Below are 22,917 nucleotides of genomic sequence, written 5' to 3'. Positions count from 1 at the left end.
GGGGGCGCCCTTTTTTTGTATCTACGAAATGTCATCGACTTCGGCTAACGTGTCGGCCGGACCGGCAATGACCAAGGATACGCCCGTTGAGCGTTCAGAGGTTTCTACTCAGATCTTTTAGATCCGCTTTTTCACCGACCTTTGCGCTCAGAACTGGAGCAGCGTTGTTTGCTGGGGCGGCAGCTTTGCAGCTGTCCGTCGGCTATGCGCAGCAGGCAGATGGCGCGAGCGCGCCGGTCTTAGCATCGAAGCCCGGAGAGATTTTGCTGGAGCCTTCAACCTATCGCTCGATAGCTGTCCGCTGGCCGGTTGTTGGCGATGGCAATCAGACGGCGCGCATTACAGTCAGCTATCGCGAGGCTGCCGTGGATGAATGGACAGAGGGTTATCCGCTGTTCCGCCCTATGCCGGAGAGAATGTCGGCAGATAACCTGGTGCCGGGAGGCTGGCTTTTTGCGGGCAGCGTAGTGGATCTGAAACCCGCAAGCGACTACCTGGTCAGATTGACCCTGACAGATGATGATGGTGTGACCATAGACGGTGGTTCGTCGACTGAACTGGTCAGAGAGATCCAAGTCGCAACTCGCGCGGAGCCCGGCGAGGTCAGGGCATCCCGTACACTCTATGTCATGCCCGGAGACGAGACCGGTGGAGACGGTTCCTCCGAACGTCCTTTTCAGAGCCTTCAGTCCGCCGAAGCCAACGCGCGGCCCGGCGATCTTTTTATCCTCAAACCAGGTCTCTACAGCGTCGCCGGTCATCGCATCACGCAATCAGGAGAGGCCGGCAAACCGATCGTCTATCGGGGAGAGGAGGGTGCTATCCTCGACGGTGCGGGTGCAGAAGTACTGTTGAACGCCAACGGCACAGCGCACCGTTGGTTCGAAGGGCTGGTCTTCCAGAACGCCGACCGACTGCTAAGTGTGGACCAGGCAAGTCATTTAGTTGTTCGGAGGAACCGCTTTAACTTCACGCAGTATGGAGTGACTTCGCGCTGGGCGACCTACGGCGAATCTCAATACAACGCGGTCCTGGATAACGTCTTCCAGGGAGTGACCACGTGGCCGCGGTCCAGAGGGATCGAAGAAACCTACGGCGTTGAGCTTACCGGTTCAGGGCATGTCGTCGCGCACAATCTCTTCCGCAATGTAGGCGATGCCGTGCACAACGGCGATCGGGGAAGATTGTCGGCCTCCGACATCTACGGCAACGAAATCATCACCTGTACGGACGATGGTGTTGAGACTGACTACTCGGATACCAATGTCCGGGTCTTCAGAAACCGGATCACAAATTGTTTCGCCGGGATTACCGGCCAACCGGTGCACGGCGGTCCGGTCTATATCTATCGGAACGTGATCTACAACACCCAGTACGCCCCCTTTAAGTTACATAACCACACCTCTGGTATGCTCCTGTTTCACAATACCTCGGTGCGGGCCGGCATTCCCTTCAACATCCAGCCGGGCCGGGAGACGGTCTCTAACGTTGTCACCCGTAACAACATCTTCGTCGGAACAAAAAGTCCGGCATTGCGCAGCACAGGGCGCATGATCGAAAACGATTTCGACAGTGACGGCTATGCCTGGGGCATAGGGGCCGGGGATTTCGCAGTTTGGAATGACACGCGCTATCGGTCGCTGGAGGACGCCAAAGCTTCAAAGCGCCTCTATCGAACCAAAGGCGCATTCTCTCTCTACAATCACCGGACCTTCGTCGATGGCTTCCTGCCGCCGGCCAAATATCAGAACGAATACGATGCGGCCGATAACCTGCCCCGGCTCCGCCCTGATTCCCAGGCCGTCGACAAGGGTGAGTTCGTGCCTAACTTCAGCGACGGTTTCTCCGGAAAGGCGCCGGATCTGGGTTGCTGCGATCTGGCCCAGGGCTTGCCGGAGTATGGACCAAGGCCGCGGAATTGAAGTGTCGACGTGATGGTGGGCGCGACAGGGATTGAACCTGTGACCCCTGCCGTGTGAAGGCAGTGCTCTCCCGCTGAGCTACGCGCCCTGATAAGCGCCGGACTTTGCATCGGCAGCCATCTCGGTTGCGGCTGTGGTGCCGCTACGCCTGATGTAGGGTAGGGGGATGGGTGGTGTCAAGGCTTGCGCGGACGGTGACGCGGTAAATCGCTTTACTACCCGGGGGCGGACGCGTTCAGCGCCATCAGAACCTTTGGGAGTGCGCTGAAATCCTCGATACGATGATCCGGACCTTCTTTTTCGGCGGCTGTTACGCCGTAGCCGAAGCCGGCCAGAAGGCTCGGAATGCCCGCCCCGCGTGCCGCCCCGATATCTGCGGGGCCATCGCCAAACATCACTGCGTTCTGCGGCGAGGCTTTGATGCCTTCCAAAAGCGTTAAGATATGCCGTGGGTCCGGCTTGCGAAAAGGGTAGGAATCACCGCCCGCGACGGCCTCGAAGAGTGGCGCGAGTTCCAGGGCCTGAAGGATCTCGCGGGACGGTGTTTCGGGCTTGTTAGTACAAACGATTAATCGCCAGCCTTGTTCCTTCAGGCCTGTCAGGGTCTCAAGGGCGCCGGGGTAGGGGCGTGTCTCGACAACCAGCCGGGTATTATAGATCTCGATAAAGCGGGTAACGAGCGCTTCGAATGCTGAAGAATCCGGGCAGCCGCCTGTTGCCGTAAAACCGCGTTCCACCAGCTTGGCGACCCCGTCGCCGATCATGGATTTTACCTGCGCAAGGGAGAGCCCGTCTCTGCCCGCTTCCGCCAAGAGTGTGATCAATGCACCTGCCAGATCAGGGGCCGAGTCGACGAGCGTGCCGTCGAGATCGCAAATCAGTGTGTTACGGTGGCTCTGTCCGTTGACGTGCATAGCTCTACGTGATCCTTGTCGTGTTATGGAATTGCGGTGTTGTTGCCGGGTAAAACGGCCATCAGCTTGGCGATCTCAGCCCTGCAGTTGCGAATGATTGGATGGTAAGTCTCTGAATTTATTGTAACGCACCGCAACAATTGGTGAATTGCACAGAATCCTTAACCTATGGCAAATTCGCTTAAAGTTAATTCTATGTAAAACGCTTATCTGCATCCTGATTGTTCAACTTCTGAAGCCGCCCTATCTAATTTTCAATCATTTGTCTCTTTTCAGAGTTCCGAAGCGAAATGACATCTAACAAACTTGCCGTTGTTGTTCTGGCCGCCGGTCAGGGAACGCGAATGAAATCCGAACTTCCCAAGGTCCTGCATCCGGTTGCGGGCCGCGCCATGCTGCGGCATGTGCTGGATGCGGCCGAAAGCCTTGAACCGGAGCGTATAATCGTGGTGGTCGGCCCGGGCTCCCAAGAGGTCCAGAAGGCTGCCGTTTCGCACCATATCGTTGTCCAGGAAGAGCGTTTGGGAACCGGGCATGCTGTGATGTGCGCCGCAGATGCTCTCTCGGATTACGCCAACGACGACAGCTCGGACGTCCTGGTGATCTACGGCGATACGCCTCTGCTGACCGGTGAAACTCTGAAGCAAATGCTTGATCTTCGCCGCGAAACGCCGTCGACCAAGCTGGTTGGGCTGGCCTTCCGGCCCGCGGATCCGGCGCAATACGGCCGTTTCCTGCTCGATGCTTCGGGTGTTGTCGAAGGGATTGTCGAGTTCGCCGACGCCGATGAGGAGATTCGGAAGATCGATCTCTGCAATGCCGGGCCATTGATCGGCGAGGGGCGTACGTTCCTCGAATTGGTCAAGGGTCTTCAAAACGATAATGCCCAGGGCGAGTACTATCTCACGGACCTTTTTGCTGCGGCGCGCAAGGACTCGCTGGAAGCGCGGATTGTCGAGGCGCCTGTGGACGACGTTCATGGCGTGAATTCCCGCGCCGAACTGGCGGTGGCCGAATCCGTGATGCAGGACCGCCTGCGCGCAAAGGCGATGGCCGGCGGAGCAACTCTTATTGCCCCTGAAACGGTCTGGTTCTCCTGCGATACGGTGGTTGGCCGTGATGTCGTGATCGAGCCCAATGTGATCTTTGGTCCGAGCGTGGTGATCAGCGACAACGTCCAGATTCGTGCTTTTTCGCATGTCGAGGGCGCCAAGATCGAGAATGGCGCCATTATCGGTCCCTATGCGCGGCTGCGGCCGGGAACCGAAATCGGGGTTGGTGTGAAGATCGGCAACTTCGTCGAGTGCAAGAACGCGATCTTTGGCACTGGCTCCAAGGCAAATCACCTGAGTTACGTCGGGGATTCGACTGTAGGCCCGAAAGCCAATATCGGCGCAGGCACGATCACCTGCAATTACGACGGATTCAACAAGTCCAGGACCGTTATTGGTGCAGGTGCCTTCATCGGGTCGAACTCGGCGTTGGTGGCACCGGTGACGATCGGTGAGGGCGCGCTTGTGGGCGCGGGCAGCACGATCGTTGAAGAAGTGCCGAAGGATTCAATGGCGCTGGGGCGCGGCCGTCAGGTCGTCTTTCCCGAGCGCGCCGCGTTCTTTCGGGAACTCAAGAAAAAAGACTAACCGCCAGGGCGGTATAAGGAAGGCTGAATAACTATGTGTGGCATCATCGGGATTATCGGAAATGCGCCAGTGGCACCCTTGCTGCTGGATGGTCTGAAGCGCCTGGAGTACCGCGGCTACGATTCCGCAGGGATCGCGACCTTGGTCAACGGATCGATGGACCGGCGCCGGGCGGAGGGTAAGCTCCATAACCTGGCGACCCTCCTTGAGAGCGAGCCGGTCGAAGGCACCATCGGGATCGGCCACACCCGCTGGGCCACACATGGCCGCCCCACGGAAGCCAATGCGCATCCCCACGCCAGTGAGCTTGTATCCGTCGTTCACAACGGAATTATCGAGAATTTTCAAGAGCTCAGGGCCGAACTCTCAGACGCGAACCACGTTTTCGAGACCGAGACGGACACCGAAGTCGTGGTCCATCTGGTCTCCGAATACCTCAAACAGCAGATGAGCCCCCAGGATGCTGTGGCCAAGGCACTGGCGCGTCTTGAAGGCGCTTTCGCCCTCGCCATCATTTTCACCGGCCGTCATGACCTGATGATCGGGGCGCGGCGCGGCAGCCCGCTGGCCGTTGGCTATGGCGATGGCGAGATGTACCTGGGATCCGACGCTCTGGCGCTCGCGCCGCTGACCGACCGAATCAGCTACCTTGAAGAGGGTGACTGGGTCGAGTTGACCCGCGACAGCGCCGTGGTGCATGACAGCAGCAACGCGGTGGTGGAGCGCGAAGTCAAGCAGACCGCCATGTCAGGCGCGATGATCGGCAAGGGCCAATACCGGCACTTCATGCAGAAGGAAATCTTCGAGCAGCCGGCCGTGATCGGCGATACCCTGCACAGTTTCCTGAATCCGGCCACCCTCTCGGTTCAGTTGCCGAACCTTCCTTTCGATCTTTCAAAGGTTTCGCGCTTCACCTTCATCGCCTGCGGTACCGCCTTCTACGCGGGCATGGTGGCAAAATACTGGTTCGAGCAAGTTGCGCGTCAGCCGGTCGAGATCGATATCGCGTCCGAGTTCCGGTATCGCGAAGCCCCGATGCCGGACGACGGTGTCAGCGTCTACATCTCGCAGTCGGGAGAGACCATCGATACCCTGGCAGCCCTGAAGTATGCCCAATCGCAGGACCAGAAGATCCTCTCGGTCGTCAACGTTCCCGAGTCTGCAATCGCCCGCAGTTCCGATGCCGTGATGCCGACGCAGGCCGGGCCGGAGATCGGCGTGGCCTCGACTAAGGCTTTCACCACGCAGTTGACGGTCCTGGCTTGTCTGGCCATTGCCACGGCGCGGGCACGCGGTGCGATCGACGTCGCGCGGGAGCGGGAACTCTCCGCAGCTCTCACGGAAGTGCCGGCTCGTATTGCCGAGGTCTTGAACCATGACGAGGCGATCCGGGAGATTTCCCACGATATCTCCGAAGCGCGGGATGTCTTGTATCTCGGCCGGGGAACACTCTATCCGATTGCCATGGAAGGGGCGCTAAAACTCAAAGAAATCAGCTATATACATGCTGAAGGTTATGCTGCAGGCGAGATGAAGCATGGTCCGATCGCCTTGATCGACGAAGCGGTGCCGATCATTGCCTGCGCGCCGAGCGGCCCTCTGTTCGAAAAGACGGCTTCCAATCTGCAGGAAGTGCATGCCCGCGGCGGTAAGATCGTGTTGCTCTCGGATAAGGAGGGGCTCGCCAGGGCCGGAGAGCTCGCGGTCCACACTGTCGAGTTACCGAAGATCGATCCCTTTGTCGCGCCGATTCTTTACTCCATCCCTATCCAGCTTCTGGCCTATCACACCGCCGTTCTAAAAGGCACGGATGTGGATCAGCCAAGGAACCTGGCGAAGTCGGTGACGGTGGAATAGGGGCGAATGTAAAATAGGGGCAGCGCGGGCAAACCGCGTGTCCCGCTCTGCAAGCCGGCGCTTGCGGGATAAGCCCTCCGAGACAGCCCTGGAGTTGTCGTTAAAGCTTTGTTGTTCTCTTTTCGGTCGATTAGATTTTTTCGACACTTGAATCTAAATGTGATCCCTTGAGCACCTATGACTGTCGAGAGCGAGAAAAGAACAAGATTTTTTCGGCTGTGGACAGTCATCACCGATGCCCAGGGCGTGTTTCGCGCAATGCGTTCCGTCCAATACGTCGCGTTCTATTTGACTTTCAGCTACCTGCTTCAGACCATCTTGCTGCTTCTGCAAGGGGAGACGCAATACACATCACCGCCGGCAAATAGCGAACAACTCTATTTCGAGTTGGGTCTCTATTCGGGTATTTCGGTTCTCTCGCTATGGCTGGGCGTAAGGATCAGGAACGGGAAATACGGCGCAGTCCCTTATGTCGCGGGCTGGATGCTGGTTGAAATTGTGTTCAGTATTGTCACAGCGCCCTGGTACGGCGGGGTGGGTGCCGTCATTTTCGGTGTGATTGCTGTCAGCGGCTTAAGAGGCTGGTTCTCGAGAAAAAAGTACGGAGTTGCGAGCCTAGCGCGGAAGAGAAGCTGGCTCCTTATCGGATGCGGAACGGTCTTCGGAAGCGCTTTGCTTGCCCTATGCGCTTTCGGCCTCTTGATTGAGGTGGGCGTTTTTCCCGATTTGAAAGTCGTTTCGGGGGAAAACCTCTCCAGTTATCACATCCAAACTCTGCTTGATCGCGGTATTCTCGATGAAAGTGACTCAATTGAGTATTTCTATTCCTATGGACTGTTCAGCGTCGCCGACGGCGGACAGTTTCTCACCCCGACCAAGTTGGTCATCTACGAGGAAATAGAGGGCGTACTGAGCGTTTACGAACTGCCCTACTCGAAAATCGACAGTGTCGAGCTGGTAACTCAAGGGGGTTTTCTTGAGGACAGCCTTTACCTCATCTACGGCAACTCCAGGTCGGAGTGGGAGTATGTCGCGATGTTTTTGGGCGTTGAAAACGGCGGGGATCAGACTTTTATTGATCGCCTGAATAAACATATCGCCGACTACAAAGCGATCTAATCCAGTGGCCCTACGCGTGACGAGAGCGCGTCGGAGACAATGCTGCTTCTTCCTGGCCTCTTCCAAGTATCATCAGCAAGATCCGCCTTCGCTCCGGTCTAGCCGTGGCTTCTTGAGTAGCTCGAAGCGGCAGGCGGCTCCCAGCCCTCGAGGGCCTGCGAGTTGGATTTGAAGATTTCGACCTCGAGGGGGAAGCAGGCGGCCTCGTCGGACGAATGCTTCGCAGAGCAATCGCCACCCGGGCAGGCCGACAGGCCCCCCAGGAGATCGGTTTCCGCGAAGAACTCCAGATAGTCGCCGGGCCGCACCGGGCTGGCCTTCATGAAGTACTGATGTGTGTCCAGGGTGAAGCCTGTGCACATGAAGACGTTCAGCACATCGTGGACATAGGGCTCGGCCTCATCGCGGGTCATTTCCTTGTAATCTGCCAGGGCTCGGATCAGGTTGGAATGACAGCAATAGTGGTAGTCGACGCCTGACAGGAGTTTCGCCGTGTAGGGATCGCAGCGTGTGCCGATCACATCGTGCACAGATCCGCCGAATTTATCCCAGCCATACCAATCCAGCGTGTCATAGGTGACGGTTGCGAGCGGCCGCAGATAAGGGAAGCCCGACCACATCCTGTCGCCGGTCGAGAGGTGCGTCCCGTGAAGCGCCCTGGTCTTGCCGCTGTAGAATTTTTCATGGAGGTTGTCGCGTGCCCAGAGGTTGAGGTCTCCGACCTGGGCGCCGTCGCGGCTGACGATCCGGAAGAAGTGGCCGGCAGGAACTTCAAAGCAGCGGGCGTCGCGCGGTGGGACGGTGACCTGCGCAACCTTCTCCAGATCTTGCCGCGCTGCGCGCAGACGCTCCATCTCGGCGGGCACGAGGCTCTCGACCGGATAGCAGACTACCGGCTCGATAGCCCGGCGTTCGCGTGAATCCTGTGGCTCGTTCTCGGGATTGTAGTGTTTCATGTTGTGTGAACTCTGAGGGTCATCTGACTGAAATGCTGAGTAATTATCTCTGTCAGGTTCCGCCTTCAGTGACAAGGGCGACATTGCGCTTTTCGCACTGGACCCCGCTTGTCTATACTCCCGCCGCCTTTACTTAAAAATGCCGGCTGGTTGCTGACTTCAAGAGATGCCGCGCTTCGGGAGAACAACGAGATGACCGTCCAACTTAAAGACCCGTCCCTTTTCCGCCAGCAGTGCTACATCGATGGCAAGTGGGTCGAAGCGGATGGCGGTGAAACGATCGAAGTGACCAATCCGGCCAATGATGAGGTGATCGCAAGGATTCCCAAGATGGGCGCTGACGAGACCCGTGCGGCGATCGAGGCTGCGAACCGGGCCTGGCCGGCCTGGCGCGCGCTGACCGCCAAGGAGCGCTGCACAATCCTCAGAAACTGGTTCAACCTGATCACCGAGAACGCCGACGACCTCGCGCTTCTGATGACCTCCGAACAGGGCAAGCCCCTCGCGGAAGCGAAAGGCGAGGTGACCTACGGCGCATCCTTCATCGAATGGTTTGCGGAAGAAGCGCGCCGGGTTTACGGCGACACCATCCCCCAGCATCAGGCCGACAAGCGGATCGTGGTCATCAAGCAGCCGATCGGTGTTGTCGCCTCCATCACCCCCTGGAATTTCCCGATTGCCATGATCACCCGTAAGTGCGCGCCGGCGCTGGCAGCGGGCTGCCCCGTCGTGATCAAGCCTGCGGAGCTTACGCCGCTCTCGGCTTTTGCGCTTGCCGAGCTCGCGGAGCGCGCGGGCATTCCGGCCGGGATCATCAACGTTGTTACGGGTGTCGCCAGCGAGATCGGCGGCGAAATGACGTCCAATCCAACGGTGCGAAAGCTCTCCTTCACCGGTTCAACCCGGGTCGGTAAGCTCCTGATGGAACAGTGCGCCGGTACGGTGAAGAAGGTCTCCATGGAGTTGGGTGGTAATGCGCCCTTTATCGTCTTTGACGATGCCGATCTTGATGCGGCGGTCGAAGGCGCGATGATCAGTAAGTTCCGCAATGCAGGCCAGACCTGTGTCTGTGCCAACCGGATCTTCGTCCAGGACGCTGTTTACGATGCTTTTGCTGAGAAACTGGCGGCCGCAGTGGAGAAGATCTCTGTCGGTGCCGGCACCGAGGCAGGCGTGAACCAGGGCCCGCTCATCAATCTCGCCGCGATCGCCAAGGTCGAGGACCATGTGGCCGATGCCACGGCAAAAGGTGCCAAGGTCGCCGTCGGCGGCGGGCGTCACGCCTTGGGGGGAACCTTCTTCGAGCCCACGGTTCTGACCGAAGTGACCACCGATATGAAGGTGACGCATGAAGAGACCTTTGGTCCGGTTGCGCCGCTGTTCCGCTTTAAGACAGAAGAACAAGTCATTGAAATGGCGAACGATACGGAATTCGGCTTGGCGGCTTATTTCTACGCTAAAGACCTCGGGCGGGTGTGGCGCGTCGCCGAGGCGCTGGAGACCGGAATGGTTGGCGTCAATACCGGTCTGATCTCAACCGAGGTCGCGCCCTTCGGTGGTGTCAAAGAGAGCGGTATTGGGCGAGAGGGTTCGAAGTACGGCATGGATGACTTCCTGGAAGTCAAATACATCTGCATGGCGACGGGTTAAGTCCGGCAAACACAAAGACGTGAGCGATTAACAGGGTTGCAAGCTTGTCTATGGTAAGCTTCACCCATGATCCTATGTGAAAAGGCCTTGCATCAAAGGTGGCGCATCAAAGGTAGGTGGCACGCCGCCAGATTTTAAATATGGAACTGCTGATATGAGCGCTTATGATTTCGATCTCTTTGTGATCGGTGGCGGATCCGGTGGTGTGCGCGGTGCGCGCATGGCGGCGGCAACCGGGGCGAAGGTAGGTCTGGCGGAATCTTACCGTTATGGGGGAACCTGTGTCATCCGGGGGTGTGTTCCTAAAAAGCTGATGTCATATGCCAGCCATTTTCATGAGGATTTCGAAGATGCTGTGGGCTTTGGCTGGACGGTTGGTGAAACCAGTTTTGACTGGAACAGCCTGATCGCCAACAAAGATAAAGAAATCGACCGGCTCGAGGGTATTTACCAGAAGCTACTCGACAATGCCGGGGTCAAATCCTTCCGCGCGCATGCCGAATTGATTGATCCACACACAGTGCAGGTCGGAGACCAGCGGATCACCGCAGAGACCATCCTGATTGCGACTGGCGGCAGCCCGAGCTTCCCGCCGGGCGAGGGCTGGGAGCACGCGATCAGCTCCAACGAAGCCTTTCATCTGACCGGCTTGCCGAAGCGCGCGCTGGTTTATGGCGGCGGTTTCATTGCCGTGGAATTCGCCGGTATTTTCAATGGTATGGGCAGTGACGTTAAGCTGGTCTATCGGGGCGAGCAGATCCTGCGCGGGTTTGACGATGATGTGCGCAACACCCTTGCGGAAGAGATCGTGAAGAAGGGGATCTCACTCCAGGTCCAGACCACCATCGAGAAGATTGAGAAGGGCGGCGACGGCCTGTTGGTGACGCTCTCTGACGGAACGACCGTCGAGACCGATCTGGTCATGGCGGCCACCGGACGGCGTCCGAATATCAAAAACCTGGGCCTCGAGGCCGCGGGCGTGAAGGTGAGCGAGTCCGGAGCCATCGAGGTCGATGCGCAGTCGAGAACCAGTCAGAGCAACATTTTTGCCGTGGGTGATGTCACGGACCGGATCAACCTGACCCCGGTCGCCATCCAGGAGGCCATGGCTTTCGTGGATACGGTTTACCGTGGCAATCCCAGGGCCATGAACCACGAGGATGTTCCTTCCGCGGTCTTCAGTCATCCGCCGGTTTCGACCGTAGGCCTGTCCGAAGCCGATGCTCGCAAGACCTACGGACCAGTGGATATCTACCGCTCGAACTTCCGGCCCATGAAACACACGCTTTCCGGACGCGACGAGAAGACCATGATGAAACTGGTCGTTGACCGGGCAAGTCAGCGTGTGGTGGGGGTCCATATGGTCGGTCTCGACGCACCCGAGATCGTTCAGGGGCTCGCGGTTGCTGTCAAAGCCGGCGCGACAAAGCAGATGTTCGATGCCACCGTCGGTATTCATCCCACGGCCGCTGAAGAGTTTGTCACCATGCGTGAGCCCGTCCCGGAAGCAATTGAAAAAGCTGCGGAATAGAGGCTAGTTCACGCAAAATTTGAATTCCTGGTGAGAAATCGGGGCCCGGCGCGCTAAGTCTTATTCAGGCAGGCAAGAAAAGGCCTGGTTGCTGGGGTGCAGTTTGCCCTGCGCACAAGCACTGCCTTTTCGGGTGGTAAAGGCGCTGAAAGCCTTGTAAAACCCTCGCTCCGTGCCGTTTTGCGATTGCGGTGCCCGTTGAAATTGATGAAGAACGAGGCCGGTGATGACCGCCAACTGGACCCCTGTTTCCTGGCGTGACAAGACGATCCGTCAGGTTCCGGAATACCCTGATCAGGCTGCCGTGACGGCAGTCGAAGAGACTCTTGCCGCTTATCCGCCGCTGGTGTTTGCAGGTGAAGCCCGCAAACTCAAAAGGCATCTTGGCGAAGTGGCCGAGGGGAAGGCCTTTCTGCTGCAGGGCGGCGACTGCGCGGAAAGCTTCGCTGAGTTCCATCCCAATCATATCCGCGACACCTTCAAGGTGCTCCTGCAGATGGCGGTGGCACTGACTTTCGGGGCGGCCTGTCCGGTCGTGAAGGTGGGGCGTCTGGCGGGTCAGTTCGCCAAGCCAAGGTCCGCGGGGACCGAGACCATCGATGGTGTGGAGCTGCCGAGTTACCGGGGCGACATCGTCAATGGTATCGAGTTTACCGATGGTGCGCGCCAGCCGGATCCTGAGCGTCTGCTGCGGGCCTATAATCAATCCGCTTCGACGCTCAACCTCTTACGGGCTTTCGCCCAGGGCGGTTTCGCGGATCTGCATAAGGTTCATCAGTGGAATTTGGAGTTCGTGGCGGGTTCCGCCCAGGGCGAGCGCTACGCGGAGCTGGGACGGCGGATCGACGAGACGATCGCCTTCATGAAGGCCTGCGGCCTGACGCCTGAGAAGAGCCCGGAACTGCGTGAAACCGACTTCTATACCAGCCACGAGGCACTGCTGCTGAACTATGAGCAGGCGCTGACCCGTGTCGATAGCCTGAGTGGCGAATGGTATGACTGCTCGGCGCATATGGTCTGGATCGGCGACCGGACCCGAAACATCGATGAAGCTCATATCGAGTTTGCGCGCGGTATCAAGAATCCGATCGGGATGAAGTGCGGTCCCTCCATGGAAACTGACGACCTACTCCGCCTGATCGATGTTCTTAACCCGGAGAACGAGGCAGGCCGCCTGACCCTGATCGCTCGCATGGGCCATGATCAGGTCGAGGAGAAACTGCCCCGGCTGGTGCGCGCGGTGGAACAGGAAGGCCGCAAGGTCGTCTGGTCCTGCGATCCCATGCACGGCAATACGATCAAGTCTTCCAGCGGCTACAAGACCCGGCCCTTCGACCGGATCCTTGCGGAGGTCAAAGGCTTCTTCAACGTCCATCGCGCAGAAGGAAGCTATGCCGGCGGCGTTCATTTCGAGATGACCGGGCAGGATGTGACCGAGTGCATCGGCGGCGCGCAGGCGATCAGCGAAGACCGGCTCGGCGACCGTTATCATACCCATTGCGATCCGCGGCTGAATGCCAGTCAGGCCTTGGAACTGGCATTTCTCATTGCCGAGCAGTTGAAACAAGAACGTGAAGAGCTGCGCAACGGCAACGGTGTGATTGCCGCCGCTTCGTAACAGCTGCACGCAGCGGGGATTTAAAAGCCAGGGCGGTTTTTGTTGAATGAACTCGACAAAGCCGCTCTACTTTTATCTGCCGAATTTCTCCTGCCGGGACAGCAGGCTAGCTGTGCCCGCTCAAATCAAAGGGACGGATCAGTCTCATGCCAGATGATGCTCTGGAACGCCAAGCCGGACCCGACAATTCGCACAATGCCTCTGAATGGCCGGTGCGTGAGCCGGATATCGTCAATTGGACCGACCACTACTTTCTAAGGACGAAGAAGTCGGTTGAGAAGTTTGGCGATGTTTCAGCGGTTTATGCCCTGTTCATGCGCCGCCCGGTCATCTCTGCCCCGCGCCTTGCGATCGACTGGCTCAATACGATTGCCAGGAAACGCGGCACGGAGTTCGAAATCGACCTGCGCTTCGAGGAGGGCAGGTGGGTCGGTGCCGGCGAGCCGATCATGTATGTCTCCGGACCTCTTTATCATCTCGTCGACCTCGAAACCCTGGTGCTGCAAAAGCTTGGACCGACATGTGTCGCGGCCTACAACGCTTTCACCATGTGTTCCGATCTGCCGAAGGTCGGTTTCCTGGCGATGGACGCGCGGCACTGCGCGGGCACCGAGATGGCGGAGCTTATGGCCTATGCGGCCTCGGTCGGATCGCAACGGGCAAAACGAAAAGCCGGAGCCGTCGGCTTCATCGGCAACGCAACCGACGCCACGGCGCCGTACTTCGGCACGGACGGCGGTAAAGGGACCATGCCGCACGCCTTTATCGGCTATGCCGGCTCGACCCTGCGCGCCGCCGAGATGTACGACGAGGTCTTCCCCGATGACCCCATGACGGTCCTGGTCGACTATTTCGCCCGAGAGATAACGGATTCCCTGACGGTCTGCCGCCGCTTTCCTGAGCGTGCAGCAAACGGCCAGCTTGCCATTCGCCTCGATACGGCGGGCAGCCGTTTCGTCGAAACCCTTGACCCGCCGAGTTCCTACGCCGTTCTGGAGCGCAATGTGCCACAGGCAGTACGGGGATACAGAAACGAGGCGGAGCTGCGCCATCTGGTCGGGCCCGGTGTTTCGGCAGCCGCCATCTGGAAGCTGCGCGAAGTTCTCGACAACGAGGGTTTCTCCAAGGTGAAGATCGTTGGTTCTTCCGGTTTCAGCCCTGTGAAGTGCCGGATGATCGCCGAGGCCCAGGCACCAATTGATATTGTCGGGACCGGAAGCTATTTACCTAGTAGCTGGTCCGAGACCTACGCGACCGCGGATATCATCGAGTATGATGGTGAGCCGCGGGTGAAGGTCGGACGTGAGTTTTTGCTCCGCAAGTAGCTGACGGATTACGCTTTTGACGCAGGGCTCGCGCACATAGTCTTGCGCGGGGATTGAAGATGGATAGTGAAGGCATGGCGATCACATCGGTTGACGAGTTGGTCGAGAACTTTGAGTTCCTTGACGACTGGGAGGATCGCTATCGCTACATCATCGATCTGGGCCGCAAGCTGCCCGAATTCGATGAGGCCGACAAAAGTGAGCAGAACCGTATTCAGGGCTGTACCAGCCAGGCCTGGATTATCGCCGAGGTTTCGTCAGACCCTAAGCCGATTATTTCTTTCCGGGCGGATAGCGACGCGCATATCGTCCGGGGGCTCTTGTCCGTGCTGCTATCGATCTACTCCGGCCGGACCGGTGAAGAGATCCTGGCGGTCGATATCAAGGACGTGCTGCGCCGGCTCGACTTCGAGGCCCAGATCAGCCCGAACCGCGCCAACGGCTTTCACTCGGCAATCGAACGTATCCGGGCCTTGGCCCGCTTGAACGCGGGGGCCGCGACGGAAGCCGGCTGACGGGAGACTCTCAACTCTTTCATGCGCCTGCGGAGGGGTGCTTGTTCCAGCGCTCGACCGTCTTCGACGTCACCATGTCTGCAACCTCTTTATCGAAATTGAGAAAATGCTCGCTTTTGAGGTGCAGATCGAATGCCGCCTCGTCACCGTAGATTTCGTAAAGGAAAAAGCGGTTCGGCCGATCAGGGTCGCTGCAGACGTCAAACAGCAGACAATCCTGCTCCTTCGTGACTGAATTATGGGCCTGCGTCCTCAGAGCTGCGGCAAAGCTCTCCCTCTGCTCGGCATGGCATTCGAAAACGACCGTAATGACAAACATATCTCTCAGCTTTCCTGTTGTTATCCTGATTCGATGCGATAGTGACGTGAGACCAAATTCCCGGAGTTGGGTTCGTGTTTCCAGCGGCTACAGTCAACGGCGTAAAGAGTCTCCAAAGAACACTCAGTCGGGAAGAGGTCCCTTCGACTTTTTTTATCGTGCAATAATGCATTAGATAATGTATGCATTATTTTGTCATGGCAAGTTGATTGGCGGAAAGTCTGGCGATTGGTAACCCTCGTGAAAAAAAGCGGGGCGCCGAAATGAAAGAGCGCTATGGAGCGTGATTGAGAAAAATGGAGTCACGTTTTTCGCTGGTCCGGTAAAGAATGAAAAGGCTCACGAGTGAGAGCTATTGGGCAGGTGATGGGTATTTGGGAATCGATGTCGGAACTGACGTTCATTGGATTTTTGGGGGAAGGGCTGAAGCGTCCGGAGTGTGTACTCTGCACGTCTGACGGCCGGGTGCATGCGTCGAACTGGGATGGCGGAGTCAGTATTCTGCCGCCTGACGGTGTGCAGGTCGACCTGGTTGGCCAAGCCGGCGGGCTCGAGGTGAAACCGAATGGCATCTGTCTGATGCCCGACGGCTCCTATCTTCTGGCCCATCTCGGCGCGGAAGAGGGCGGTGTTTTCCGGATCGATAGGACCGGCGTCATTCGACCGTTTCTTCTGGAGGTGGACGGGGTCCCACTGCCACCGACGAACTACGTGCATCTGGATGCCATGGGGCGCGTCTGGATTACGGTCAGCACGCGCAAGATGCCCAGGAGTCTCGGATACCGGCCTGATGTCGACGACGGCTTCGTTGTTTTGGTGGATGACGGAAAGGCCCGCATCGTCGCTGATGGCTTAGGCTACACAAACGAATGCATTGTTCACCCGGACGGCCGGCGTCTCTTCGTGAATGAGACCTTTGCCCGGCGCTTGTCGTCTTTTGATATTGCAGATGATGGCAGCCTGACCAATAAAACGACCGTTGCGGAGTTCGGAATGGGGACCTTCCCGGACGGTTTGACTTTCGATCAGGAAGGCGGGATCTGGATCACCAGTATCGTCAGCAACCGGGTCATCCGCATCTCGCCCGATGGTGAACAGCGGGTCGTTTTGGAAGACAACGATCCGGCACATCTGGCATGGGTCGAGGCGGCTTATCTGAACGGCACGATGGATCGGCCGCATCTGGACAATTGCCAGAGCGAGCGGCTTAAAAATATCTCGAGCCTCGCGTTCGGCGGTCCTGATTTGAAACGGATCTATCTTGGCTGTCTGCTGGGCGATGCCGTGGCGATTTATGAGTCCCCGGTCGCCGGGTATGCCCCCGCGCATTGGAAGTTTTAAGGTCAGACACGAACGCGGCGGTCGTGAAACGCCGGCGCGATAAACAAAGTCCTTTCGGACAAAAAGCAAATGCTTGCTACAAGCGGTGTGAGGTACGGATGTCTTCGTCAAATTCTCTTTCGGTTGCGGTGTTACCCGGTGACGGGATCGGGGCAGAGGTCATGGGCCCCTGTCTCGAAGTCATCGATGCGGTCACGTCACGGGTTGGCGATATTTCGCTCTCGTTCAAGGAAGTGCCTGCCGGAGCTGCCTGTTACCGAGACCACGGCGAAGCCTTGCCGAAGGAGACGCTTGAGGAAGTCCGAAATGCGGACGCGATCCTGCTGGCGGCCATGGGCATGCCGGACATCCGTTATCCGGATGGGACGGAGATCGCGCCGCAGCTGGATATCCGCTTTGAGCTGGACCTCTATGCCGGTGTGCGCCCGGTTCGCTCTATTCCCGGCGTGCCCGGCCCCCTGTCCGACCCGCGGGCGCAAGCGCTGGATTTTGTGCTGATCCGCGAGTCGACGGAAGGGTTGTTCGCTTCCCATGGCAAGGGAACCATCGAGGATAACCGCATTGCCCGCGATACCATGGAAATCACACGCGAGGTTTCGGAGAAGCTGTTCGATTTCTCCTTCAACCTCGCCCGCAAACGCAAGGCTGCCGGCCATGAGGGACGCTTGACCTGCGTGGACAAAGCGAACGTCTTCACCTCTTTCGCATTCTTCCGCAGCATTTTTGACGAGCGGGCGGCTGAAAACAACGATCTGATCGCCGACTACGCCTATGTCGATGCCATGGCGTTAAATCTGGTGCGCAACCCCTGGGTCTACGACGTGGCTGTCACTGAAAACATGTTCGGGGACATTCTCTCGGATCTCGGTGCAGCCCTGATCGGCGGTATGGGCATGGCGCCTTCCGCGGATGTCGGTGACGAACATGCCGTTTTCCAGCCCTGCCACGGCAGCGCGCCCGACATTGTCGGCAGTGGTAAGGCCAACCCGACCGCCATGTTCCTCTCCGCCGGCATGATGCTCGAATGGCTTGCAGACAAACATGACCGGCCCGCATACGGCAAGGCGGGGGCGTTACTGACCGCCGCTGTCGATAAGGCCTTTGCGGCCGGTAATCTTTTGCCATTCGAGTTGGGCGGCGAAAGCGGGACAACTGACGTGACCAATGCAGTGATTGCTGCTGTCGATCAGGTCTGTGACGAGATGGATTTGGGTTAAGCGGGCGGAATGGAAATATGACGGATGCCGCGAACAAACTTTTGAGGGTTGCCTGTGTCGGGGCCGGCTATTTCAGCCAGTTTCAGTACGAAGCCTGGCATCGGCTGGAGGTCGATCTGGCTGCCATCTGCAACAAGACCGAGGCGAACGCCCAAAAAATTGCCGATAGCTATGGCATCGAACAGGTTTTCACAGACTTCGAGCAGATGCTCGACAGCGTGAAACCGGACCTTGTGGACATCATCACGCCACCCTCGACTCATGTCGCCTACATCGAATTGGCGGCGGCCCGCGGAATCCCGGTGATTTGCCAGAAGCCCTTTACGCCCAGTCTTAAGGAAGCCGAATACGCGACGAAGCTGATGGAAGACGCCGGGGCGATGCTGGTCATCCATGAGAACTTTCGCTTTCAGCCCTGGTACAGCGAGATCAAACGTGTCCTGGAGGCCGGCACTCTGGGCGATCTCTATCAGGTGGCTTTTCGTCTGCGGCCCGGCGACGGACAGGGGCCCGAGGCCTATCTTGCCCGGCAACCCTATTTCCAGGAGATGGAGCGCTTTCTGGTCCATGAGACGGCTATTCACCTGATTGATGTCTTTCGCTATCTCTTTGGCGAGATGCGATCGGTGACCGCGGCGCTCAGACGACTGAACCCGGCGATCAGAGGTGAAGACACCGGCGTGATGCTGTTCGAGTTTGAGAATGGGGCGGCTGGCCTCTTCGATGGCAACCGGCTTGCCGATCACCCGGCCAAAAACCGCCGTCTCACCATGGGCGAAATGCTGTTGGAGGGATCAAAAGCGAGCCTGCGGCTTGACGGCGATGGCCGCTTGTTCCTGCGTCAGCATGGTGAAGACCAGGAACGCGAGATCGACTATGAGTGGCAAAACCGGAACTTTGGCGGTGATTGCGTTTTCGCGCTCCAGCGGCACGTGGTCGAACACCTTCAAGATGGCGCGCCATTGATGAACCGCGCCCGCGATTATTTGACCAATATACGAATCGAGGAAGCAGCCTATAGTTCCAGTGAGCTCGGCAAGCGAGTGACGTTATAGGTTAGAAGCATCGAGGTCATAGATGGTCAGTGAACTGGCGGGTTTGAAACAAGCACTGTCCGACGCGGAGACGGCGGCTGCCGGTCTGCCGGGACGACGGCTGTCTTACTCGGATCAAGCCTATAGTTTGCTGCGGCGCAAGATCCTCGACAACGAGATTTCAGCAGGGTTCCAGGCGACCGAGCAGGAGATTGCCCAGGCGCTTGGCATGAGCCGGACTCCGGTCCGCGAAGCATTGGTCCGCCTTGCCAACGAAGGCCTGGTCGAGGTGCGCCCCCGCCACGGCATGCGGGTCTTGCCGGTTTCGGGCGAAGATATGCGCGAAATCTACGAAATCCTGACCGGCCTCGAAACCGTCGCGGCCGAATCCGTTGCACGCATGGGGCTGAGCGAGGCTCAGACGGCCGGTTTGGAGCAGGCCGTCACCGATATGGACGAAGCTCTGGCGCGTGAGGACCTGCGGGCCTGGGCGGAGGCTGACGAACGTTTTCACATGCTGTTGGTTGATTTCTGTGGGAATCGCAGATTGCGGTCCCTGGTCGGAACCTATTGGGATCAGGCACACCGGGTACGGATGATCACGCTTCGATTGCGTCCGAAACCGACAAAATCCAGCCAGGACCATGCAGATCTGCTAGATGCGCTGCGCCGGCGGGATGGTGAGGCGGCCCGCCGCATCCACCGAAAACATCGCGAAGGCAGCGGCGAAATGCTGATTGAAATTCTTGAAACCCACGGTTTAACGGCCCTCTGATACCGCTTGATTTGGATGGTGACGCCGGGTTTTCTTGAAAATCGGACCTCAGGCCTTTTTCTCATCCTTGCTGTGATCGTCCGGTAGAGCTAAGTAATCTGCTATGACTGACATGCTGAAAATATGCCTCGCCCAGCTCAATCCTACCCTGGGCGATATTGAGGGTAATCTCGCGAAAATCCGTGCGGCGCGCGTGGAAGCTGGGGCGCAGGGCGCCGAGCTGATGGTGGCCAGCGAGATGTATATCACCGGGTATCCCGCCGAGGACCTTGTGCTGAAGCCCATGTTCCTGGATCGGGTCGATGCGGCGCTGGAAGCACTGGCCGCCGATACGGCCGATGGCGGGCCGGGGCTGCTGATCGGTGCGCCCTGGCGCGAGGACCGTTCTGCCCGTTCGCCCCTGCGCGGAAAGGTCTTCAACGCTGCGGTCCTGATGGATGATGGTCAGATTTTGGGCACCCGCTACAAGCATGACCTGCCGAACTACGGTGTGTTCGATGAGGTCCGCCTCTTTGCCGCCGGTCCTTTGAACGGTCCGATGAACTTCAGGGATGTCCGCCTTGGGGTCATGGTCTGCGAGGACATGTGGTTTCCGGAGGTCTCAGAGTGCCTGACCGAGTCCGGCGCGGAGATTCTGATCTGCATCAATGGTTCGCCCTACGAATTGGAAAAAGAAGACGAGCGGCTTCAGTTGGGCGTTGCCCGTGTCGTGGAGACGGAACTGCCGCTGGTCTATGTGAACCAGGTCGGCGGTCAGGATGAACTGGTCTTCGATGGCGGGTCTTACGTGCTTGGGAGCGACAGCGATCTGCGGGTAAAGCTCGCCATGTACAGTGAGGCGGTCGTCACCACTCAGTGGGAACGTGCGGCAGATGGTTGGGTCTGCGAAGAGGGCCCGCGCGTTGCGCCCGCACCGAAGCTGGAAACCATCTACAGCGCACTTGTTCTGGGCCTGCGGGATTATGTCGAGAAAAACCGCTTTCCCGGTGTCCTGCTCGGACTTTCGGGAGGCATCGATTCGGCGCTGTCCGCGGCCATTGCCGTCGATGCGCTTGGGGCGGATCGTGTGCATTGTGTGATGATGCCGTCTCCCTACACCAGCCAGGAAAGCCTGGACGACGCAGCCGAAGCCGCCGAGCTCCTTGGGGTCAAGCTGGACAGCGTCAGTATCGAGCCGGCGATGGACGCCTTCGATGCCATGCTCAAGCCGCTCTTTAACGGCACGACGCCGGGCATCACCGAAGAAAACATCCAGTCGCGCTCGCGTGGACTGACCTTGATGGCCTTGTCGAACAAGCTGGGACATATGGTGCTTTCCACAGGCAACAAGTCAGAGGTCTCGGTCGGCTACGCGACGCTCTATGGCGATATGTGCGGCGGCTACAATGTCTTGAAGGATCTTTACAAGACGACGGTTTTCGAACTCTCGCGCTGGCGCAATCAGTCCCAGGCCACCGGTCTTTTGGGGCCGGAAGGCCGAGTGATCCCCGAGAGGATCATTACGAAACCGCCCACTGCCGAACTTAAACCCGACCAGAAAGACGAAGACAGCCTGCCGCCCTATGACAAGCTGGACGATATCCTTGAGTGCCTGATCGAGGGTGAGGCGGGGATCGACGAGATCGTAGCGCGTGGGCATGACCGGGAAACCGTCAACCGGATCTGGCGCCTTCTGGAACTCGCGGAGTACAAGCGGCGCCAGGCCGCGCCCGGCGTGAAGATCACGCGCCGGGCATTCGGGCGGGACCGCCGTTATCCCATCACCAATGCCTTTAAAGGTCCTTTGTAAGCCATGAAAGTCCGGTTCGCCCCCAGTCCGACAGGTCTGCTTCATGTTGGAAATGCCCGCCCGGCGTTGCTGAATTGGCTTATGGCGCGCAACGCCGGTGGTTCGTTTCTGCTGCGCATCGACGACACCGATAGCGAGCGCTCGCGCGACGAATATACCCAGGCAATCAAGGATGACCTTCTCTGGCTGGGTCTGGAGTGGGACGAGGTTGCGACACAGTCGGAGCGTCTGGAGCGCTACGATCTTGCCGCTGAAAAACTGAAGGCCGCCGGGCGGCTTTATCCCTGCTACGAGACACCCGAGGAACTCGGTCTCAAGCGCAAAATCGCTCTGCAGGCAGGGCGCCCGCCGATTTATGACCGCGGTGCCCTGAAACTGAGCGATGATGAGCGGACGAAGTTCGAAGCCGAGGGCCGGAGGCCCCACTGGCGCTTCAAGCTCGAGCATGAGGACATCGAGTGGGAGGACCTGGTTCGTGGTGCGGTGCATTTCAACGGCGCGCACCTGACCGATCCGGTCCTGATCCGCGAAGACGGTCGGCCGCTCTACACGATCTCGTCGGTGGTCGATGACATTGAACTGGACGTCACGCATATTCTGCGCGGTGAGGATCATGTCTCGAATACCGCCGTCCAAGTCCAGCTCTTTGAGGCGTTGGGCGGCAGCATTCCGACCTTCGCGCATCTGCCGCTCGTGGCCGACGCGAGCGGGCAGGGGCTGTCCAAACGGATCGGCAGCCTGAGCCTTCAGTCGCTGCGCGAGAGGGGCCTGGAGCCCATGACCCTGAACAGCTATCTGGCGCGTCTGGGATCGTCGGACGCCATCGAGCCGGTGACGGATCTGAGCCAGCTGGCGAAACAGTTCGACATCACCCACTTCAGCCGGGGTACGCCGCGCTTTGACCCGGAGGAGCTGGATCTTTTGAACGCACGTCTGCTCCATCTGATGAGCTTTGAGTCGGTTAAGGCGCGCCTGTCCGATGACTTCAACGAGGTGCTCTGGAACGCCGTGCGGCCCAATTTGACCAAGTTGAGCGACGCCAAGCTGTGGCACGATATCTGCCGGGGTGCCGTGAAGCCGGTCATCGAGGACGCGGACTTCACGCAGTCCGCCGCCGAGCAGCTTCCGCCCGAACCTTGGGATGAGGCAACCTGGGGCAGCCTGACGGGCGCTTTGAAAGCTTCCAGCGGACGCAAGGGGAAGGCGCTCTTTATGCCGCTCCGGCTCGCGCTCACAGGTCTTGATCATGGACCAGAGCTCAAGGTTCTGCTGCCGTTGATCGGACGGGAACGGGCGGCGGCACGCCTCAAAGGCGAAACCGCCTAGATTGGCGGCTTGACTTGTTTTCAATCAGTCCGAATTAATGTGGCCGCATACCTGCGCTCAACAGCCCTA

At 58.6% G+C, this 22,917-nt stretch carries 18 protein-coding genes and 1 tRNA gene; 15 read left to right on the top strand and 4 right to left on the bottom strand.

All coding sequences use genetic code 11. The features are described from left to right. Positions 1-185: 185 nt before the first annotated feature. A complete protein-coding gene (locus tag FKG95_RS11465; RefSeq protein WP_142896477.1) occupies positions 186-1,922 on the top strand; it encodes a right-handed parallel beta-helix repeat-containing protein in 1,737 nt (578 codons plus the stop codon). Between the two features lie 13 nt (positions 1,923-1,935). Here the strand turns inward: FKG95_RS11465 and FKG95_RS11460 are convergent. After that, positions 1,936-2,010: transfer RNA gene (locus tag FKG95_RS11460), tRNA-Val, on the bottom strand. A gap of 127 nt (positions 2,011-2,137) precedes the next feature. Then, positions 2,138-2,836 (bottom strand): HAD-IA family hydrolase, encoded by a 699-nt coding sequence (locus tag FKG95_RS11455; protein WP_142896476.1) that lies wholly within the window; start codon positions 2,834-2,836, stop codon positions 2,138-2,140. Between the two features lie 290 nt (positions 2,837-3,126). On the opposite strand from FKG95_RS11455, the gene glmU reads away from it, so the two are divergent. From glmU to FKG95_RS11440, 3 genes are all read left to right on the top strand, one after another. Further along, a complete protein-coding gene (gene glmU, locus FKG95_RS11450) occupies positions 3,127-4,476 on the top strand; it encodes a bifunctional UDP-N-acetylglucosamine diphosphorylase/glucosamine-1-phosphate N-acetyltransferase GlmU (RefSeq protein WP_142896475.1) in 1,350 nt (449 codons plus the stop codon). 33 nt (positions 4,477-4,509) lie between these two features. Continuing rightward, entirely contained in the window at positions 4,510-6,333 is a 1,824-nt protein-coding gene (glmS, locus tag FKG95_RS11445) for a glutamine--fructose-6-phosphate transaminase (isomerizing) (RefSeq protein ID WP_142896474.1), read from the top strand. 177 nt (positions 6,334-6,510) lie between these two features. Further along, positions 6,511-7,452, top strand: coding sequence for a hypothetical protein (locus FKG95_RS11440; protein ID WP_142896473.1), 942 nt, complete (start codon positions 6,511-6,513; stop codon positions 7,450-7,452). A 98-nt stretch (positions 7,453-7,550) separates the two neighbouring features. On the opposite strand, the gene FKG95_RS11435 is transcribed toward FKG95_RS11440, so the two are convergent. Then, a complete protein-coding gene (locus tag FKG95_RS11435) occupies positions 7,551-8,408 on the bottom strand; it encodes an urea carboxylase-associated family protein (protein WP_142896472.1) in 858 nt (285 codons plus the stop codon). A gap of 192 nt (positions 8,409-8,600) precedes the next feature. Here FKG95_RS11435 and gabD point away from each other — a divergent pair, with 192 nt between their 5' ends. The 5 genes from gabD (at position 8,601) to FKG95_RS11410 (ending at position 15,047) form a co-directional block, all read left to right on the top strand. Continuing rightward, on the top strand, positions 8,601-10,058 hold the full coding sequence (gene gabD, locus FKG95_RS11430; RefSeq protein ID WP_142896471.1) for an NADP-dependent succinate-semialdehyde dehydrogenase: 1,458 nt from the start codon (positions 8,601-8,603) through the stop codon (positions 10,056-10,058). Positions 10,059-10,212: 154 nt separating this feature from the next. Then, positions 10,213-11,589 carry a glutathione-disulfide reductase gene (gor, locus tag FKG95_RS11425; RefSeq protein WP_142896470.1) on the top strand — a complete coding sequence of 459 codons (1,377 nt, stop codon included), beginning with the start codon at positions 10,213-10,215 and terminating at the stop codon, positions 11,587-11,589. A 226-nt stretch (positions 11,590-11,815) separates the two neighbouring features. After that, complete coding sequence (locus FKG95_RS11420; RefSeq protein ID WP_142896469.1) at positions 11,816-13,207, top strand: class II 3-deoxy-7-phosphoheptulonate synthase; 1,392 nt, start codon at positions 11,816-11,818, stop codon at positions 13,205-13,207. A gap of 146 nt (positions 13,208-13,353) precedes the next feature. Then, positions 13,354-14,532: a nicotinate phosphoribosyltransferase gene (locus FKG95_RS11415; RefSeq protein ID WP_142896468.1), complete on the top strand. Its 1,179-nt coding sequence runs from the start codon at positions 13,354-13,356 to the stop codon at positions 14,530-14,532. Positions 14,533-14,591: 59 nt separating this feature from the next. Next, positions 14,592-15,047, top strand: coding sequence for a SufE family protein (locus FKG95_RS11410; RefSeq protein WP_246116742.1), 456 nt, complete (start codon positions 14,592-14,594; stop codon positions 15,045-15,047). Positions 15,048-15,066: 19 nt separating this feature from the next. On the opposite strand, the gene FKG95_RS11405 is transcribed toward FKG95_RS11410, so the two are convergent. Beyond that, entirely contained in the window at positions 15,067-15,366 is a 300-nt protein-coding gene (locus FKG95_RS11405) for a putative quinol monooxygenase (RefSeq protein ID WP_142896467.1), read from the bottom strand. 384 nt (positions 15,367-15,750) lie between these two features. Between FKG95_RS11405 and FKG95_RS11400 the strand changes: the two genes are divergently transcribed. The 6 genes from FKG95_RS11400 to gltX all read left to right on the top strand — a co-directional run bounded on the left by FKG95_RS11400 (position 15,751) and on the right by gltX (position 22,848). Next, a complete protein-coding gene (locus FKG95_RS11400) occupies positions 15,751-16,707 on the top strand; it encodes an SMP-30/gluconolactonase/LRE family protein (RefSeq protein ID WP_142896466.1) in 957 nt (318 codons plus the stop codon). Between the two features lie 98 nt (positions 16,708-16,805). Then, positions 16,806-17,924 (top strand): isocitrate/isopropylmalate dehydrogenase family protein, encoded by a 1,119-nt coding sequence (locus FKG95_RS11395; RefSeq protein WP_142896465.1) that lies wholly within the window; start codon positions 16,806-16,808, stop codon positions 17,922-17,924. A 17-nt stretch (positions 17,925-17,941) separates the two neighbouring features. Continuing rightward, complete coding sequence (locus tag FKG95_RS11390) at positions 17,942-18,979, top strand: Gfo/Idh/MocA family protein (protein WP_142896464.1); 1,038 nt, start codon at positions 17,942-17,944, stop codon at positions 18,977-18,979. 22 nt (positions 18,980-19,001) lie between these two features. Then, on the top strand, positions 19,002-19,733 hold the full coding sequence (locus FKG95_RS11385) for a GntR family transcriptional regulator (RefSeq protein ID WP_142896463.1): 732 nt from the start codon (positions 19,002-19,004) through the stop codon (positions 19,731-19,733). A gap of 103 nt (positions 19,734-19,836) precedes the next feature. Next, on the top strand, positions 19,837-21,522 hold the full coding sequence (locus FKG95_RS29630) for an NAD+ synthase (protein WP_179954057.1): 1,686 nt from the start codon (positions 19,837-19,839) through the stop codon (positions 21,520-21,522). A gap of 3 nt (positions 21,523-21,525) precedes the next feature. Then, entirely contained in the window at positions 21,526-22,848 is a 1,323-nt protein-coding gene (gltX, locus tag FKG95_RS29625) for a glutamate--tRNA ligase (protein WP_179954056.1), read from the top strand. Positions 22,849-22,917 lie beyond the last annotated feature (69 nt).

This window comes from Denitrobaculum tricleocarpae, assembly GCF_007004665.1.
Classification (GTDB): Bacteria; Pseudomonadota; Alphaproteobacteria; order Kiloniellales; family Kiloniellaceae; genus Denitrobaculum; species Denitrobaculum tricleocarpae.
The sequence above is the reverse complement of the archived record's forward strand: the minus strand, read 5'-3'. Positions and strand labels throughout refer to the sequence as shown.